Annotated in this window: 11 protein-coding genes; 7 read left to right on the top strand and 4 right to left on the bottom strand. The window is 68.7% G+C overall.

Features of this window, described 5'->3' with window-relative positions; genetic code table 11:
- Window positions 1–16: 16 nt before the first annotated feature.
- From AB0M99_RS10865 to AB0M99_RS10850, 4 genes are all read right to left on the bottom strand, one after another.
- On the bottom strand, window positions 17–793 hold the full coding sequence (locus tag AB0M99_RS10865) for a succinate dehydrogenase/fumarate reductase iron-sulfur subunit (protein WP_365918796.1): 777 nt from the start codon (window positions 791–793) through the stop codon (window positions 17–19).
- Window positions 790–2,706 carry a fumarate reductase/succinate dehydrogenase flavoprotein subunit gene (locus tag AB0M99_RS10860; protein ID WP_365918794.1) on the bottom strand — a complete coding sequence of 639 codons (1,917 nt, stop codon included), beginning with the start codon at window positions 2,704–2,706 and terminating at the stop codon, window positions 790–792. The genes AB0M99_RS10865 and AB0M99_RS10860 overlap by 4 nt, the downstream gene beginning before the upstream one ends.
- Before the next feature lies 1 nt (window position 2,707).
- Window positions 2,708–3,547, bottom strand: coding sequence for a hypothetical protein (locus AB0M99_RS10855; protein WP_365918792.1), 840 nt, complete (start codon window positions 3,545–3,547; stop codon window positions 2,708–2,710).
- A gap of 155 nt (window positions 3,548–3,702) precedes the next feature.
- Window positions 3,703–3,921, bottom strand: a complete 219-nt coding sequence (locus AB0M99_RS10850; protein WP_365918790.1) for a hypothetical protein — start codon at window positions 3,919–3,921, stop codon at window positions 3,703–3,705.
- Between the two features lie 346 nt (window positions 3,922–4,267).
- Here AB0M99_RS10850 and AB0M99_RS10845 point away from each other — a divergent pair, with 346 nt between their 5' ends.
- From AB0M99_RS10845 to AB0M99_RS10815, 7 genes are all read left to right on the top strand, one after another.
- Window positions 4,268–6,745, top strand: a complete 2,478-nt coding sequence (locus AB0M99_RS10845) for an ABC transporter family substrate-binding protein (RefSeq protein WP_365918788.1) — start codon at window positions 4,268–4,270, stop codon at window positions 6,743–6,745.
- A gap of 317 nt (window positions 6,746–7,062) precedes the next feature.
- Window positions 7,063–8,967 carry a translational GTPase TypA gene (typA, locus tag AB0M99_RS10840; protein WP_365918787.1) on the top strand — a complete coding sequence of 635 codons (1,905 nt, stop codon included), beginning with the start codon at window positions 7,063–7,065 and terminating at the stop codon, window positions 8,965–8,967.
- Between the two features lie 426 nt (window positions 8,968–9,393).
- Window positions 9,394–11,013, top strand: a complete 1,620-nt coding sequence (locus tag AB0M99_RS10835; protein WP_365918786.1) for an ABC transporter substrate-binding protein — start codon at window positions 9,394–9,396, stop codon at window positions 11,011–11,013.
- A gap of 93 nt (window positions 11,014–11,106) precedes the next feature.
- Window positions 11,107–12,051, top strand: coding sequence for an ABC transporter permease (locus AB0M99_RS10830; RefSeq protein WP_365918785.1), 945 nt, complete (start codon window positions 11,107–11,109; stop codon window positions 12,049–12,051).
- Window positions 12,044–13,006, top strand: a complete 963-nt coding sequence (locus AB0M99_RS10825; protein WP_365918784.1) for an ABC transporter permease — start codon at window positions 12,044–12,046, stop codon at window positions 13,004–13,006. Before AB0M99_RS10830 ends, AB0M99_RS10825 begins: the two co-directional genes overlap by 8 nt.
- A gap of 13 nt (window positions 13,007–13,019) precedes the next feature.
- Complete coding sequence (locus tag AB0M99_RS10820) at window positions 13,020–14,075, top strand: ABC transporter ATP-binding protein (protein ID WP_365918782.1); 1,056 nt, start codon at window positions 13,020–13,022, stop codon at window positions 14,073–14,075.
- Window positions 14,068–15,120, top strand: coding sequence for a dipeptide ABC transporter ATP-binding protein (locus tag AB0M99_RS10815; RefSeq protein ID WP_365918780.1), 1,053 nt, complete (start codon window positions 14,068–14,070; stop codon window positions 15,118–15,120). The genes AB0M99_RS10820 and AB0M99_RS10815 overlap by 8 nt, the downstream gene beginning before the upstream one ends.
- The last annotated feature ends 159 nt before the right edge of the window (window positions 15,121–15,279 follow it).

Genomic DNA, 15,279 nt, shown 5'->3' with positions numbered 1-15,279 from the left:
TCCACCGCGAAGTGAACTACAGGGGGTCGTTACGCCGCCGGATCCTGCTGCCCAGCCAGACGAGCGGGTCGTACTTGCGGTCCACGGCCCGCTCCTTCAGCGGGATCAGGGCGTTGTCGGTGATCTTGATGCCTTCGGGACAGACCTCGGTACAGCACTTGGTGATGTTGCAGTAGCCCAGCCCGTGCTCCTCCTGGGCCGTGCGCTTGCGGTCCAGACCGCTCTCCGCCGCCGCGTCCAGGGGGTGCATGTCCAGCTCCGCCACCCGCATCAGGAAGCGGGGGCCGGCGAAGGCCGTCTTGTTCTCCTCGTGGTCGCGCACCACGTGGCAGGTGTCCTGGCACAGGAAGCACTCGATGCACTTCCTGAACTCCTGCGAGCGGTCCACGTCCACCTGCTGCATCCGGTACGCGCCCGGCGCCACCCCCGCCGGGGGCACGAAGGCCGGGACCTCCCGGGCCTTCTGGTAGTTGAACGACACATCCGTGACCAGGTCCCGTACGACCGGGAAGGCGCGCAGCGGCGTGACGGTGATCGTCTCGGCCCGGTCGAAGGTGGACATGCGCGTCATGCACATCAGCCGCGGCCGGCCGTTGACCTCCGCGCTGCACGAACCGCACTTGCCCGCCTTGCAGTTCCAGCGCACCGCGAGGTCCGAGGCCTGGGTGGCCTGGAGCCGGTGGACGATGTCCAGGACCACCTCGCCGTCGTGCACCTCGACGGTGAAGTCCCGCAGTTCCCCGCCCTCCGCGTCGCCCCGCCAGATCCGGAACGCGGCATCGTAGGTAGTCACCCGTAGAGCTCCTCTTCGGCGAGGTACTTGACCAGCTCTTCCTTCTCGAAGAGCGCGAGCAGGTCGGGTCGGATGGGGTCGGTGCGGACCCGGGTCAGCTCGATCCGGTCGGCCTCCGGGTCCGCGGGCGCCGGGAGCACCGGCCGGCACAGCAGGTTCACCGGGCGCCAGGACCGCTCCATCGACGGGCAGTCCTCCCGGGTGTGGCCGCCCCGGCTCTCGGTGCGCTCCAGGGCCGCGCGGGCCACGCACTCGCTGACCAGCAGCATGTTCCGCAGGTCCAGCGCCAGGTGCCAGCCGGGGTTGAACTGCCGGTGCCCCTCGACCCCGGCCCGGGAGGCCCGCCGGCGCAGGGTCGCGAGCTTCTCCAGCGCCTCGGCCATCTCGCCCTCGCGCCGGATGATCCCGACGAGGTCGTTCATGGTCGTCTGGAGTTCCTGGTGGAGGCTGTACGGGTTCTCCGCGCCCTCGGCGGCGTGGAAGGGGGCCAGCGCCTCCGCCGCCGCCTCGTCCACCAGGGACTGGTCCACCGGGGTACGGGCGGTGTCCGAGGCCGCGTACTGCGCCGCGTGCAGACCGGCCCGGCGGCCGAAGACCAGCAGGTCGGAGAGGGAGTTGCCGCCCAGGCGGTTCGATCCGTGCATGCCGCCCGCGACCTCGCCCGCGGCGAACAGCCCCGGGACCCCGACCGTCGCCGCGGTGTCCGAGTCGACCGCGATCCCGCCCATGACGTAGTGGCAGGTCGGGCCCACCTCCATGGGCTCGGCGGTGATGTCCACGTCCGCCAGCTCCTTGAACTGGTGGTACATGGAGGGCAGCCGCCGCTTGATCCGCTCCGCCGGCATCCGGGTGGACACGTCCAGGAACACCCCGCCGTGCGGGGAGCCGCGGCCCGCCTTGACCTCGGAGTTGATCGCGCGGGCCACCTCGTCGCGGGGGAGCAGCTCGGGCGGGCGCCGGTTGTGGTCCGGGTCCTCGTACCAGCGGTCGCCCTCCTCCTCCGACTCGGCGTACTTCTCCTTGAAGACGTCCGGGACGTAGTCGAACATGAACCGCTTGCCCTCGCTGTTGCGCAGCACCCCGCCGTCACCGCGCACCGACTCGGTGACGAGGATGCCCTTCACGGAGGGCGGCCAGACCATGCCGGTCGGGTGGAACTGCACGAACTCCATGTTCAGCAGGGGAGCCCCCGCGAGCAGCGCCAGCGCGTGGCCGTCGCCCGTGTACTCCCACGAGTTGGACGTCGTCTTGAAGGACTTACCGATCCCGCCCGTGGCCAGCACGACGGCGGGGGCCTCCAGGACGAAGAACCGGCCGGACTCGCGCTCGTAGCAGAAGGCCCCCGAGACCTTCCGGCCCTCCTGGGGACCGCGGTCCTGCAGAACCCTCGTGACCGTGCACTCCTGGAAGACCTTGAGCCGGGCCTCGTAGTCCCCGTACTCCTTGAAGTCCTCCTGCTGGAGCTGGACGATCTTCTGCTGGAGGGTGCGGATCAGCTCCAGGCCGGTCCGGTCGCCGACGTGCGCGAGGCGCGGGTACTCGTGCCCGCCGAAGTTGCGCTGGGAGATCTTCCCGTCGGGCGTGCGGTCGAAGAGCGCGCCCCAGGTCTCCAGCTCCCAGACCCGGTCCGGGGCCTCCTTGGCGTGCAGCTCGGCCATCCGCCACTGGTTGAGGAACTTCCCGCCGCGCATGGTGTCGCGGAAGTGCACCTGCCAGTTGTCGCCCTCGTTGACGTTGCCCATGGAGGCGGCGATCCCGCCCTCCGCCATCACCGTGTGGGCCTTGCCGAAGAGGGACTTGCAGATCACGGCCGTACGGGCGCCCCGCTCCCGGGCCTCGATCGCGGCCCGCAGGCCGGCGCCGCCCGCGCCGACGACGACCACGTCCCACTGCTGCCGTTCCACTTGAGCCATCTCAGAAGATCCTCGGGTCGGTGAAGGCGCCGCTCGCCAGCAGGTACACGTACAGATCGCACAGGGCGACGCTGATCAGCGAGGCCCAGGCCAGCAGCATGTGGCGGGAGTTGAGCCGGCTGACCCAGCCCCACAGCCGGTAGCGCACCGGGTGCTCGGAGAAGTGCTTCAGGCGGCCGCCCATGATGTGCCGGCAGGAGTGGCAGGACAGCGTGTACGCCCAGATCAGCACGATGTTGGTGATGAACAGCAGGGTGCCGAGGCCCATGTGGCCCCACTCGTACCGGTCGTTGCGGAAGGTCAGCACGGTGTCGTAGGTGAGGATGCCCGCGACCGGCAGCGCCGCGTAGAAGAAGTACCGGTGCATGTTCTGGAAGATCAGCGGGAAGCGGGTCTCACCGGTGTACGAGGAGTGCGGCTCGGCGACCGCGCAGGCCGGCGGCGAGGCCCAGAAGCCCCGGTAGTAGGCCTTGCGGTAGTAGTAGCAGGTCAGCCGGAAGCCGAGCGGGAAGATCAGGATCAGCAGGGCGGGGGACAGGCCCCACCAGCTGCCGAACAGGTCGAGGTTCGGTCCGCCGCGCATCGTCTCGCAGTTCTCCGCGAGGCACGGGGAGTAGAAGGGCGAGACGTACGGGGCGGCGTAGTAGTCGGCGTTCGCGAAGGCCCGCCAGGTCGAGTAGACGATGAAGGCGAGCAGGCCGGCAGCGGTGCCGGCGGGGGCCAGCCACCACCTGTCGGTCCGCAGGTGCCGGGCCGCGATGGCGGCCCGGGAGGCGTCGTGGACGCCCGCGGGCCGCTGCCGGGGCCGGTTGGAGGGTGGCAAGTCCGTGCCTGTGGCCAAGAGGGACTCCGGGTGGAGTGATGAGGGGTGGACCGGGAGACCCCGCCGCGGACGGCGGGGCCTGACGGGCCTGATGGGGGTTGTTCGGTCGGGTTACGGGTTACGGGTTGCGGGTGCCGGGGGTACGGGGCGTGCGGCCCGCCGTGCTGCCCGGGTCAGGGGGCGCGGCGGTCGCGGGCGCCGAGGCCCTCGTCGTCGGAGTCCGTCCACAGCGAGCTGTCGTACGGGGTGTCCGGCACCGTCACCATCCGGGACGGATCCGGCGCGGCCGCCGGCGGCTTCTGCCGTTCGGCCCGCTGTTCCAGCTGCTCGACCTTGCGCGTCAGCTCGTCCAGGTTGCGCCGTACGGCACTCAGATCGTCTTGCAGGGACATGATTTGCCCTCACTTCCGCAGGTGCGGTGGCAACGCTCATGTGCGCCTGCGAGTGTCGCGCTTCCCGTCCCCGGTTGTGAAGGGACGTGCAGCAATTGCGGGCGCGCAGGCGTGAATCGTGCGCCCCTCCCTGCACCCCATTCTCATCCCTCTCCCGGGGGAACGCCCGCTCGTGGCGCAAGTGGGATTGGTCCGCACGGGTGGGGTTCGCGGCGTGGCGCGGGGCCGCTGCGAGGGGTGCGGCGGGGTGTCGATTTCAGTGGGTTTCCGCACCCAGTGTGATCAGCTCCATATACCGCCGAACGTGATCAAACTCCCCCTTTGCCCTGCCCCGGAGGTACCACCCATGTCCCAGAGAAGGCGCAGGTCCTTGGCGCTCCTCACCTCGGGAGTCCTCGCACTGCCGCTGCTCGCGGGCTGCGGTGCGGGCGAAGACGAGGGCGGCCCGGCCGCCGCGGGCCAGGACATCGCGACGACGGTCCGCGAGAAGGTAGCCGACGGCGGTGTGGTGCGCTGGGCCGTGGACAGCCTCCCGGACACCCTGAACACCTTCCAGGCCGACGCGGACGCCACCACCACCCGCATCGCCGGGGCGGTGCTGCCCCAGCTGTTCGTGCTCGACGCCAAGGGGCGGCCGGTGGCCAATCCCGACTACCTGGAGAAGGCGGAGGTCGCCGAGCGGGAGCCCAAGCAGGTCGTCGTGTACAAGCTGAACCAGCAGGCCGTGTGGAGCGACGGCCGAGAGATCGGCGCGGCCGACTTCGTGGCGCAGTGGCGGGCCCTGAACGGCAAGGACTCGGCGTACTGGACGGCGCGCAACGCCGGATACGACCGGATCGAGAAGATCGAGCGCGGCAAGACCGACCTGGAGGTCAAGGTCACCTTCGTCAAGCCGTACGCCGACTGGCGCTCCCTCTTCAGCCCGCTCTACCCCAAGCAGGTCACCGGCACCCCGGACGCCTTCAACGAGGGGGCGCGCGGCACCCTCAAGGTCACCGCCGGGCCCTTCGGCCTCGGGGCCATCGACAAGAAGACCGGCACCGCGGCCCTGACCCGCAACCCCCGCTGGTGGGGCCAGCCGGCCAAGCTGGACACCCTGGTCCTGACGGCCGTGCCCCGGGCCGAACGGGCGGCCGCGCTGGCGGCCGGGAAGGTGGACCTGGCGGAGATCGACCGCTCGGGCGCCGACCGGATCGCACTGGCCCACCGGGACGTCGCCCAGGGGAGCGGCTCGCACGGCCCGGCCGCCTCCGTGACGGCGGCGCAGGCCACGCTGTCCTGGGCGCGCGCCTTCGGCGCGGACGAGGCCCTGGCCAAGACGGAACAGGAGACCCGCCAGAAGAACGCCGAGGCGGTGAAGAAGTACGCCGACGAGCAGAAGGCCCTGCGCGCCTTCACCGTGCGCAAGTCCCTGGAGCCGGCCTACACGCAGCTCGCCATGAACGGAGCCTCCGGGCCGCTCGCGGACGAGCGGGTGCGCCGGGCGGTGGCCCGGGCGCTGGACCGCCGCACGCTGGCCGAGATCGTACTGAAGCCCCTGGGCCTGCCCGCGAAGCCCGTCGGCAGCCACGTGGCGCTGGCCGGGCAGCAGGCGTACGCCGACAACAGCGACGCCCTCGGCGGCCAGGACACCCAGGCTGCCCAGGCGCTCCTCGCGGACGCGGGCTGGCGCCGGGGCGGCAAGCTCACGGAGCCGGCCGGCGCGAAGGCGGGCCCGGAGGGCGAGGAGGCGACGGACGACTCGAAGACCCCGGCGGGGCCGGGAACCGGCAACGACGGCCTGTACATCGTCGGCCAGGACGACAAGCCGCCGGCGGCGAAGCCGGGCACGAAGCCGGGCGCCAAGCCGGGCACCAAGCCCGCCGCCGGGCCCCTCGCCCGGCCGGTCGCAGGACCCGTCGCCGGGCCGCTCGCCGCGCGGCGCGTCCACATCGGCGACCACGGGGGCCCGGAGAGCCTGGTCGGCTCGGAGCTGCCCGAGGGGCTCTACCTCCCCGACGGGGAGATCGTCGACGCGGACCGCTTCGCCCACGGCGCCCGGCCCTCCCCGGTGCTGGCCCCCGCTCCGCTGGCGGCCCAGCAGCAGGCCCTGATCCTCACCCAGGCCGAGACGGCGGCCGAGGCCGCGGCGGACGGCGCCGCCGACGCGGTCGACGACGGCAAGCGCAGCCCGGCCCGCGACGGCGAAGCGGCGGCCGAGGCCTCCCCGGCCGCCCCGACCCCGGCCAAGCAGGCGGTCCGCACCTCGGGCTCCATGCTCGCCAAGGACGGCAAGCCGCTCACCCTGCGGTTCGTCCTGCCGGCCGGCCCCGGCTCGGAGCCGCTGCGCACGGTCGCCGAGCGGATCTCGCAGATGCTCCAGAAGGTCGGGGTGAACACCGAGCTGACCAAGGTGGCCGACGAGAGCTTCTTCAAGGACCACATCGCCTCGGGCCAGTACGACCTGGCCCTCTACTCCTGGCCGGCGACCGCCTACCCCGCCACCGACGCCCGGCCCATCTTCGCCAAGCCGGAGCCGGCCGCGGACGGGTCGCTGCTCGTCGAACAGAACTACACCCGCGTCGGCACCGACCACATCGACCAGCTGTTCGACGAGGCGGTCGGCGAACTGGACGAGGACGAGGCCCGCGAGCTGATGCGCAAGGCCGACGCCAGGATCTGGGCCGCGGCCGGCTCCATCCCGCTCTACCAGCGCCCCGAGCTGGTCGCCGCCAAGCCCGCCCTGGCCAATGCCGGCGCCTTCGGCCTCGGCACCCCCCGTTTCCAGGACATCGGATGGAAGAAGCCGCCGACGGCAGCGAAGGACGCAAAGAAGAAGAAGTAGCGACAAACAGGTGCCGGGAAGATTGAGCTTCGGCGCAGAACCTCAGATGTGACTCAAGTCCCTTGCCCGCCGGATCTCCGGCGGGCAAGGTCATGGATACCCGTTGACCCGCATGTTTCGCAGCGTTCGCACAGGCCGGGACTCCCCACCCCGTATCCGGCCGTGCTCATTCGTCCGGCCTCTTGACAGACCCCCCGGCAGGCGGTTCCCGCCACGCGACGTACGATGGGGTAAGGCCGTGGCAGGTTTTCGCCCGGTCGAGGCGCGCGTGCCAGGCCGTACGCGACGCCATCCACGATCCCGGGAGAAGCGCCGAAGTGCCCACGCGCCACGACATCCGTAACGTCGCCATCGTCGCCCACGTCGACCATGGCAAGACGACCATCGTCGATGCCATGCTCAAGCAGGCCGGTGCCTTCGCCGCCCACCAGCAGCTCGACGACCGCATGATGGACTCGAACGACCTGGAGCGTGAGAAGGGCATCACGATCCTCGCCAAGAACACGGCGGTGAAGTATCACCCCAAGGACGGCGGGGCCCCGATCACGATCAACATCATCGACACCCCCGGCCACGCCGACTTCGGTGGTGAGGTCGAGCGCGGTCTGTCGATGGTGGACGCCGTCGTTCTGCTGGTGGACGCCTCCGAGGGTCCGCTGCCCCAGACCCGCTTCGTCCTGCGCAAGGCTCTGCAGGCGAACATGCCGGTCATCCTCTGCATCAACAAGACCGACCGCCCGGACTCCCGGATCGACGAGGTCGTCAACGACACGTACGACCTCTTCCTGGACCTGGACGCCACCGAGGACCAGATCGAGTTCCCGATCGTCTACGCGTGCGGCCGCGACGGCATCGCCTCGCTGACCAAGCCGGAGGACGGCACCGTCCCCGCGGACAGCGACAGCCTGGAGCCGTTCTTCTCCACGATCCTGGAGCACGTCCCCGCCCCGGTCTACGACGACGAGGCGCCCCTCCAGGCCCACGTCACCAACCTGGACGCCGACAACTTCCTCGGCCGCATCGCGCTCCTGCGCGTCGAGCAGGGCGAGCTGCGCAAGGGCCAGACCGTCACCTGGATCAAGCGCGACGGCAGCCAGTCGAACGTCCGCATCACCGAGCTGATGATGACCGAGGCGCTCACCCGCAAGCCGGCCGAGGTGGCGGGCCCGGGTGACATCTGCGCGGTCGCCGGTATCCCCGACATCATGATCGGCGAGACCCTGGCCGACCCGGAGAACCCGATCGCGCTCCCGCTGATCTCGGTCGACGAGCCGGCGATCTCCATGACCATCGGTACGAACACCTCCCCGATGGTCGGCCGCGGCGGCACGGGCAAGGGCGCGGACGCCAAGTCCGCGGTCAAGGACCGCAAGGTCACCGCGCGCCAGGTCAAGGACCGCCTCGACCGCGAGCTGATCGGTAACGTCTCGCTGCGCGTGCTCGACACCGAGCGTCCCGACGCCTGGGAGGTCCAGGGCCGCGGTGAGCTCGCGCTCGCCATCCTGGTCGAGCAGATGCGCCGCGAGGGCTTCGAGCTGACCATCGGCAAGCCGCAGGTCGTCACGCAGGAGATCGACGGCAAGGTGCACGAGCCGGTCGAGCGTATGACGGTCGACGTCCCCGAGGAGCACATGGGCGCGGTCACGCAGCTCATGGGCGTCCGCAAGGGCCGCATGGACAACATGTCGAACCACGGCTCCGGCTGGGTCCGCATGGAGTTCGTCGTCCCGTCGCGCGGTCTCATCGGCTTCCGTACGGAGTTCCTGACGAACACCCGCGGTACGGGCATCGCCCACTCGATCCACGAGGGCCACGAGCCGTGGTTCGGCCAGCTGGTCACCCGTAACAACGGTTCGCTGGTCGCCGACCGCGCCGGTGCGGTCACCCCGTTCGCGATGATCAACCTCCAGGAGCGCGGTGTCCTGTTCACCGAGCCCGGCACCGAGGTCTACGAGGGCATGATCGTCGGTGAGAACTCGCGCTCCGACGACATGGACGTGAACATCACCAAGGAGAAGAAGCTCACCAACATGCGTGCGGCTTCCGCGGACAACACCGAGAACGTGGTGCCGCCCCGCAAGCTCTCCCTGGAGCAGTCCCTGGAGTTCTGCCGCGACGACGAGTGCGTCGAGGTGACCCCGGAGGCCGTCCGCATCCGCAAGGTCGTCCTGGACCAGAAGGAGCGCTCGCGCACCGCGTCGCGCGCCAAGTCCGCCAAGTAGTGCGGTAGTTCCCGTACGCCGCTAGGGCACGGCTCCAACGAGCAGCCCCTTCCCCACAGTTGTCTGTGGCGGGAGGGGCTGTTCGCGTTTGTCAACCGGATTGCTGCGTTCTGGTGTCCGCATTCCGACCGTGACACTCCGGAAGATGAGCTAACCGTCCGTTTCGCACGTGTCTGTCTCCTATCCGTTTGTCCGGATTTCGGGTTTTCGACCTGCGGCGATGTTGTGAAAACGAGACCACTTAAGTGTGGTTTACGGTCTGGGTGTCCCTGAGGATGGCTCCATTGAGCTCGGGTCAATGGGTCACACGCTGTGGGGAGCGTCGACTCACGAGCACACACGACGGGTCCGGATTTCGCTGTCAGGGGTGTCAGCGATGCCGGTTCCTTCACGTATCGACAGTGACTCCTGAGGAGGCAATTACCCATGCGCGGAGCAACGAGCGCCAAGTGGGTCGCGGGTGCCGTCATCGTGGCGATGGCCGCCACCGCATGCAGCACCAGCAAGGACTCGAACGCCGGCAAGTCCGGCGGAAACATCACCGTGGTGCTCGGCGAGCCGCAGCACGGCCTGGTGGGTCAGAACACCGCCGAGTCCGAGGGTGCCGAGGTTCTCAACGCCCTCTTCGTCGGCCTGGTCGACTACGACAACAAGACCAACGAGCCGAAGCTCGCGGTCGCCGAGGCCATCGACACCACGGACTCGAAGACCTGGACGATCAAGATCAAGGACGGCTACACCTTCCACAACGGTGAGAAGGTCGACGCTGCGTCCTTCGTCCGTGCCTGGAACTGGGGCGCCAACCAGGACAACGCGGCCGAGGGCCTGCCGTTCTTCTCGAAGATCGAAGGCTCCGAGGAGCTGGCGCCGGGCAAGGACAAGAAGCCCACCGCCAAGGAGCTCAAGGGCCTGAAGGTCGTCGACGAGAAGACCTTCACCGTCACCCTGAAGGACCCGTTCTCCCAGTTCAAGACGATGCTGGGCTACAACGCCTTCTACCCGCTGCCCAAGGCGTTCGAGGCCGACCCGAAGAAGTTCGGCGAGGCTCCGATCGGCAACGGCCCGTTCCAGATGGACGGCGCCTGGGAGCACAACAAGCAGATCAAGATCAAGCGCTACGACAAGTTCGCCGGCGACAAGGCGAAGCTCGAGGGCGTCACCTTCAAGATCTACGACAACCTGGACACGGCGTACAACGACCTGCGCGCCGACACCCTCCAGATCGTCGACAAGCTCCCGATCTCGGCGATGGCCACCGTCTCCCAGGAGTTCGGCGACCGCTACATCTACAAGCCCGAGTCCGGCGTCGGCTACATCGGCCTCCCGCTCGAGCAGAACCCCGAGGCCTTCGGCAAGGTGGAGATCCGCAAGGCGATCTCCATGGCCATCGACCGGGACGCCATCACGAAGACCATCTTCAACGGCACCCGCAAGCCGGCCGACGACTTCATCAGCCCGATCATCCCGGGCTACCGCAAGGGCGCGCTGGGCGAGGCCGGGACCTACAACCCGACCAAGGCCAAGGAGCTCTACACCCAGGCCGGCGGCATCCCGGGCAACAAGATCGAGCTCGGCTACAACGCCGACGGCGGCCACAAGGAGTGGATCGAGGCCGTCGCCAACCAGCTGAAGGCGAACCTCGGCATCGAGGTCACCGCCAAGCCGTTCACCAAGTTCGGCGACATGCTGGACGACCTGGGCGCTTCGAAGTACAAGGGCGGCTTCCGCATGGCGTGGTCCATGGACTACCCGGCCGCGGAGAACTACCTGCGTCCGATCTTCTCGAAGGTCGCGATCGAGAACGGCTCCAACTACGGCCACTACGTGAACGAGGCGTTCGAGGCGAAGCTCGCCGAGGCCGACAAGGCCACCGACGCCGCTCAGGGCCAGAAGCTGTACCAGGAAGCCGATGACATCATCATCAAGGACCTGCCGTACATCCCGGTCTTCACGTACATGTCTTCTTCGGCCTACTCCAAGACCGTGAAGAACGTCGAGGTCGACGCACAGGGCCGCATGGACCTGGCGAACGTCGAGCTCAACTAACACCCCTCTTCACCAAGGGGACACCGGGGGCGGGCAGACGGAATCAGGTTTCCGTCTGCCTGCCCCTTCCCCCTGCTCTTCGTTGGAGGTCTGATGGGCCGCTACCTCATCCGCCGACTCATACAGGCGATCCCTGTTCTGATCGGTGCCACGTTCCTCATCTACTGGCTGTCTTTCAAGCTCCCCGGTGACCCGATTCAGGCACTGGCCGGAGAGAAGAAGGCAGACCCGCTCGTTGCGGCGATGCTTCGCGAGAAGTACCACCTCAACGACTCGTTCCTGTCGCAGTACTGGAACTACATTTCCAACCTCGCGACGGGCAACTTCGGCGAGACCCTGACGGGACGCTCCGTCTGGGACAAGATCACCGAGGCCTTCCCGTACACGGTGAACCTGGCCTTCATCGCCTTCGCCATCGAAGCCGCCGTCGGCGTCCTCGCGGGCATCATGGCCGCCCTGCGCCGTGGCAAGTTCCTCGACCAGCTGGTGCTCCTGTCCACCCTGCTGGTCATCTCGATCCCGGTCTTCGTGAGCGGCTTCATCCTCCAGCTGACGCTGGGCGTACAGCTCAAGAACAGCTGGGGCATCGACTTCTTCCCCGTCTCCTTCAACGAGAACTACGGCATCCGCGCCTACCTCCTCCCGGCGCTGGTACTCGCCTCGACCTCGCTGGCGTACGTGGCCCGACTGACCCGTACCTCTCTGATGGAGACGATGCGCGCGGACTACGTGCGCACCGCCACGGCCAAGGGACTGCCCCGCCGCCGCGTCGTCGGACGCCACGCGCTGCGCAACGCCCTGATCCCGATCGTCACCTTCCTCGGCGCCGACCTCGGCTCCCTGATGGGTGGCGCGGTCATCACCGAGAAGATCTTCAACATCCACGGGATCGGCGGCCTGCTGGCCGAGTCGGTGTACCGGAAGGAGGGCACCGTGATCGTGGGCGTCGTCTCGCTCCTGATCATCGTGTACCTCGTCGCCAACCTGGCCGTGGACCTGCTCTACGCAGTGCTTGACCCGAGGATCCGCTATGCGTGACACAACAACGGTGGGGGACGAGTTGACCGGCACCCAGACCACCGAAGCCCCCGCCGGCCCGGCCGCCCAGCCCGGCAAGCGCGGCAAGCAGAAGAAGGCGCGCGAGGCCAGCCTCTGGTCCGACGCCATCTCCGACCTGCGCCGCAACCCGATCTTCCTGGTCGGCGCCGTGCTGGTGCTCTTCATGCTGGTGCTGTCGATCGCGCCGCAGTGGTTCACCCCCGGCAGCCCCTTCGAGGCCACTGCGTGCAAGCTCCAGGACTCGCTCAAGAAGCCGAGCTCGGACCACTGGTTCGGCTTCGACGTCCAGGGCTGCGACGTCTACACGCGTACCGTGTGGGCCGCCCGCAACTCCGTCATCGTCGGTGTCGTGAGCACCACCCTGGTGCTCATCGTCGGCGGTCTGCTCGGCCTGCTGGCCGGCTGGGTCGGCGGCATCATCGACAGCCTGCTGTCCCGCTTCACCGAGATCTTCTTCGCGATCCCGCTGCTGCTCGGCGGCATGCTGATCATGTCGGGTCTCGGCAAGGGCAACGCCTGGACCGTGTCGGTCGTGCTCGCCACCCTCGGCTGGCCGCAGATCTTCCGCATCATGCGTTCCTCGGTGCTGCAGAACAAGAACAACGACTACGTGGTCGCCGCCCGTGCCCTCGGTGCCGGCACCATGCGCATCACGATGCGGCACATCCTGCCGAACGCCATCGCCCCCGTCATCGTGGTCGGTGCGATCAGCCTGGGTGTCTACATCTCCTCCGAGGCGGCCCTGTCGTTCCTCGGCATCGGTGTGCAGTCCCCGGAGATCTCCTGGGGTCTGATGGTCAGCGATGCGAAGGACCGCTGGCTGCAGGCTCCGCACGTGCTCCTCTTCCCGGCCGCCGCGCTGAGCGTCACCGTGCTCGCGTTCATCATGGTCGGCGACGCGGTGCGCGACGCCCTCGACCCGAAGCTGCGCTGAGGAAGGGCGTACGTTGACCATCATCGACAAGACCTCGAACGTCCCCGCGCCGCGCTCGGCGCCGGAGGGGACCCCCCTGCTCGAAGTGCGCGACCTGCACGTCGAGTTCCACACCCGCGACGGTGTCGCCAAGGCCGTCAACGGAGTCTCGTACTCCGTGAACGCCGGCGAGACCCTCGCCGTCCTCGGCGAGTCCGGCTCGGGCAAGTCCGTGACGGCGCAGGCCATCATGGGCATCCTCGACATGCCCCCCGGCAAGATCCCGTCCGGCGAGATCCTCTTCCAGGGCACGGACCTGCTGAAGCTCCCGGCCGAGGACTTCCGCAAGATCCGCGGCCAGAAGATCGCCATGATCTTCCAGGACGCGCTCTCCTCGCTGAACCCGGTGCACAGCGTGGGCGCCCAGCTCGGCGAGATGTTCCGCGTCCACCGCGGGATGTCCAAGAAGGACGCCACGGCCAAGGCCGTCGAGCTCATGGACCGCGTGAAGATCCCCGCCGCCAAGGCGCGCGTGGGGGACTACCCGCACCAGTTCTCCGGCGGTATGCGCCAGCGCATCATGATCGCCATGGCGATGGCCCTGGAGCCCGACCTGATCATCGCCGACGAGCCCACCACGGCTCTCGACGTGACGGTCCAGGCCCAGGTCATGGACCTGCTCGCGGAGCTCCAGCGCGAGATGAACATGGGTCTGATCCTGATCACCCACGACCTCGGCGTCGTCGCCGACGTCGCGGACAAGATCGCCGTCATGTACGGCGGCCGGATCGTCGAGAACGCCCCGGTCCACGAGATCTACAAGCGCCCGGCGCACCCGTACACCCGCGGTCTGCTGGACTCGATCCCGCGCCTGGACCAGAAGGGCCAGGAGCTCTACGCGATCAAGGGCCTGCCGCCCAACCTGCTGAACATCCCCTCGGGCTGCGCCTTCAACCCGCGCTGCCCGAAGGCGCAGGACATCTGCCGTACCGACGTTCCGGTCCTGCACCCGGTGTCCGAGCAGGACGGCACCGAAATGGCCGGCCGCACCAGCGCGTGCCACTTCTGGAAGGAGCAGATCCATGGCTGAGCTCACCAAGAACGCCCTTGAGCGCGAGCCGATCCTCCAGGTCCGCAACCTGGTCAAGCACTTCCCGCTGACCCAGGGCATCCTGTTCAAGAAGCAGGTCGGAGCGGTCAAGGCCGTCGACGGCGTCTCCTTCGACCTCTACCGGGGCGAGACCCTCGGCATCGTCGGCGAGTCCGGCTGTGGCAAGTCCACCGTCGCCAAGCTGCTGATGAGCCTGGAGAAGGCCACCGCAGGCGAGGTCTTCTACAAGGGCCAGGACATCACCAAGCTGTCCGGCAAGGCCCTGAAGGCCGTCCGCCGCAACATCCAGATGGTGTTCCAGGACCCGTACACCTCGCTGAACCCGCGTATGACGGTCGGCGACATCATCGGCGAGCCGTACGAGATCCACCCCGAGGTGGCTCCCAAGGGCGACCGGCGCCGCAAGGTCCAGGAGCTCCTGGACGTCGTGGGCCTGAACCCGGAGTACATCAACCGGTACCCGCACCAGTTCTCCGGCGGCCAGCGCCAGCGCATCGGCATCGCCCGCGGCCTCGCGCTCAACCCGGAGATCATCATCTGCGACGAGCCGGTCTCCGCGCTCGACGTGTCGGTGCAGGCACAGGTCATCAACCTGATGGAGAAGCTCCAGGACGAGTTCAACCTGTCCTACGTCTTCATCGCGCACGACCTGTCGATCGTCCGGCACATCTCGGACCGCGTGGGCGTCATGTACCTCGGCAAGATGGCCGAGATCGGCACCGACGCGCAGATCTACGACCACCCGACCCACCCGTACACGCAGGCGCTGCTCTCCGCCGTCCCGGTCCCGGACCCGGACGCCCGCGAGGGCCGCGATCGGATCATCCTGACCGGCGACGTGCCCTCCCCGGCCAACCCGCCGTCGGGCTGCCGCTTCCGCACCCGCTGCTGGAAGGCCGAGGAGCGCTGCTCCACGGAGGAGCCGCTGCTGGCGATCCCGACGCGCTTCCAGGGTGTGGACACCCCGGCCGCGCACGAGTCGGCCTGCCACTTCGCGGAGGAGAAGGCCATCCTGGCCGTCTGATCCCGCACAGCGGTACGCACTCCCGGGCGCCCGGGCCGGATCCCTCCGGCCCGGGCGCTCCGGCGTCCGCCCCGGGGCGACGGCGACGGTGATGGTGACGGCGACGGCCTGAAAAAGCCGGTTGCGTCCGCCCGGCACCCCGGCCGACAGTGGCCGGAT

Origin of the sequence: Streptomyces sp. NPDC051183, assembly GCF_040682455.1 — a bacterium.
GTDB lineage: Bacteria > Actinomycetota > Actinomycetes > Streptomycetales > Streptomycetaceae > Streptomyces.
The sequence above is the reverse complement of the archived record's forward strand: the minus strand, read 5'-3'. Positions and strand labels throughout refer to the sequence as shown.

What these genes read in the sequence shown, in the direction of transcription:
- AB0M99_RS10860 (WP_365918794.1), bottom strand. Translation starts at nt 2,706, where the DNA reads ATGGCTCAAGTGGAACGGCAGCAGTGGGACGTGGTCGTCGTCGGCGCG.
- AB0M99_RS10850 (WP_365918790.1), bottom strand. Translation starts at nt 3,921, where the DNA reads ATGTCCCTGCAAGACGATCTGAGTGCCGTACGGCGCAACCTGGACGAG.
- AB0M99_RS10845 (WP_365918788.1), top strand. Translation starts at nt 4,268, where the DNA reads ATGTCCCAGAGAAGGCGCAGGTCCTTGGCGCTCCTCACCTCGGGAGTC.
- AB0M99_RS10835 (WP_365918786.1), top strand. Translation starts at nt 9,394, where the DNA reads ATGCGCGGAGCAACGAGCGCCAAGTGGGTCGCGGGTGCCGTCATCGTG.
- AB0M99_RS10830 (WP_365918785.1), top strand. Translation starts at nt 11,107, where the DNA reads ATGGGCCGCTACCTCATCCGCCGACTCATACAGGCGATCCCTGTTCTG.
- AB0M99_RS10825 (WP_365918784.1), top strand. Translation starts at nt 12,044, where the DNA reads ATGCGTGACACAACAACGGTGGGGGACGAGTTGACCGGCACCCAGACC.
- AB0M99_RS10815 (WP_365918780.1), top strand. Translation starts at nt 14,068, where the DNA reads ATGGCTGAGCTCACCAAGAACGCCCTTGAGCGCGAGCCGATCCTCCAG.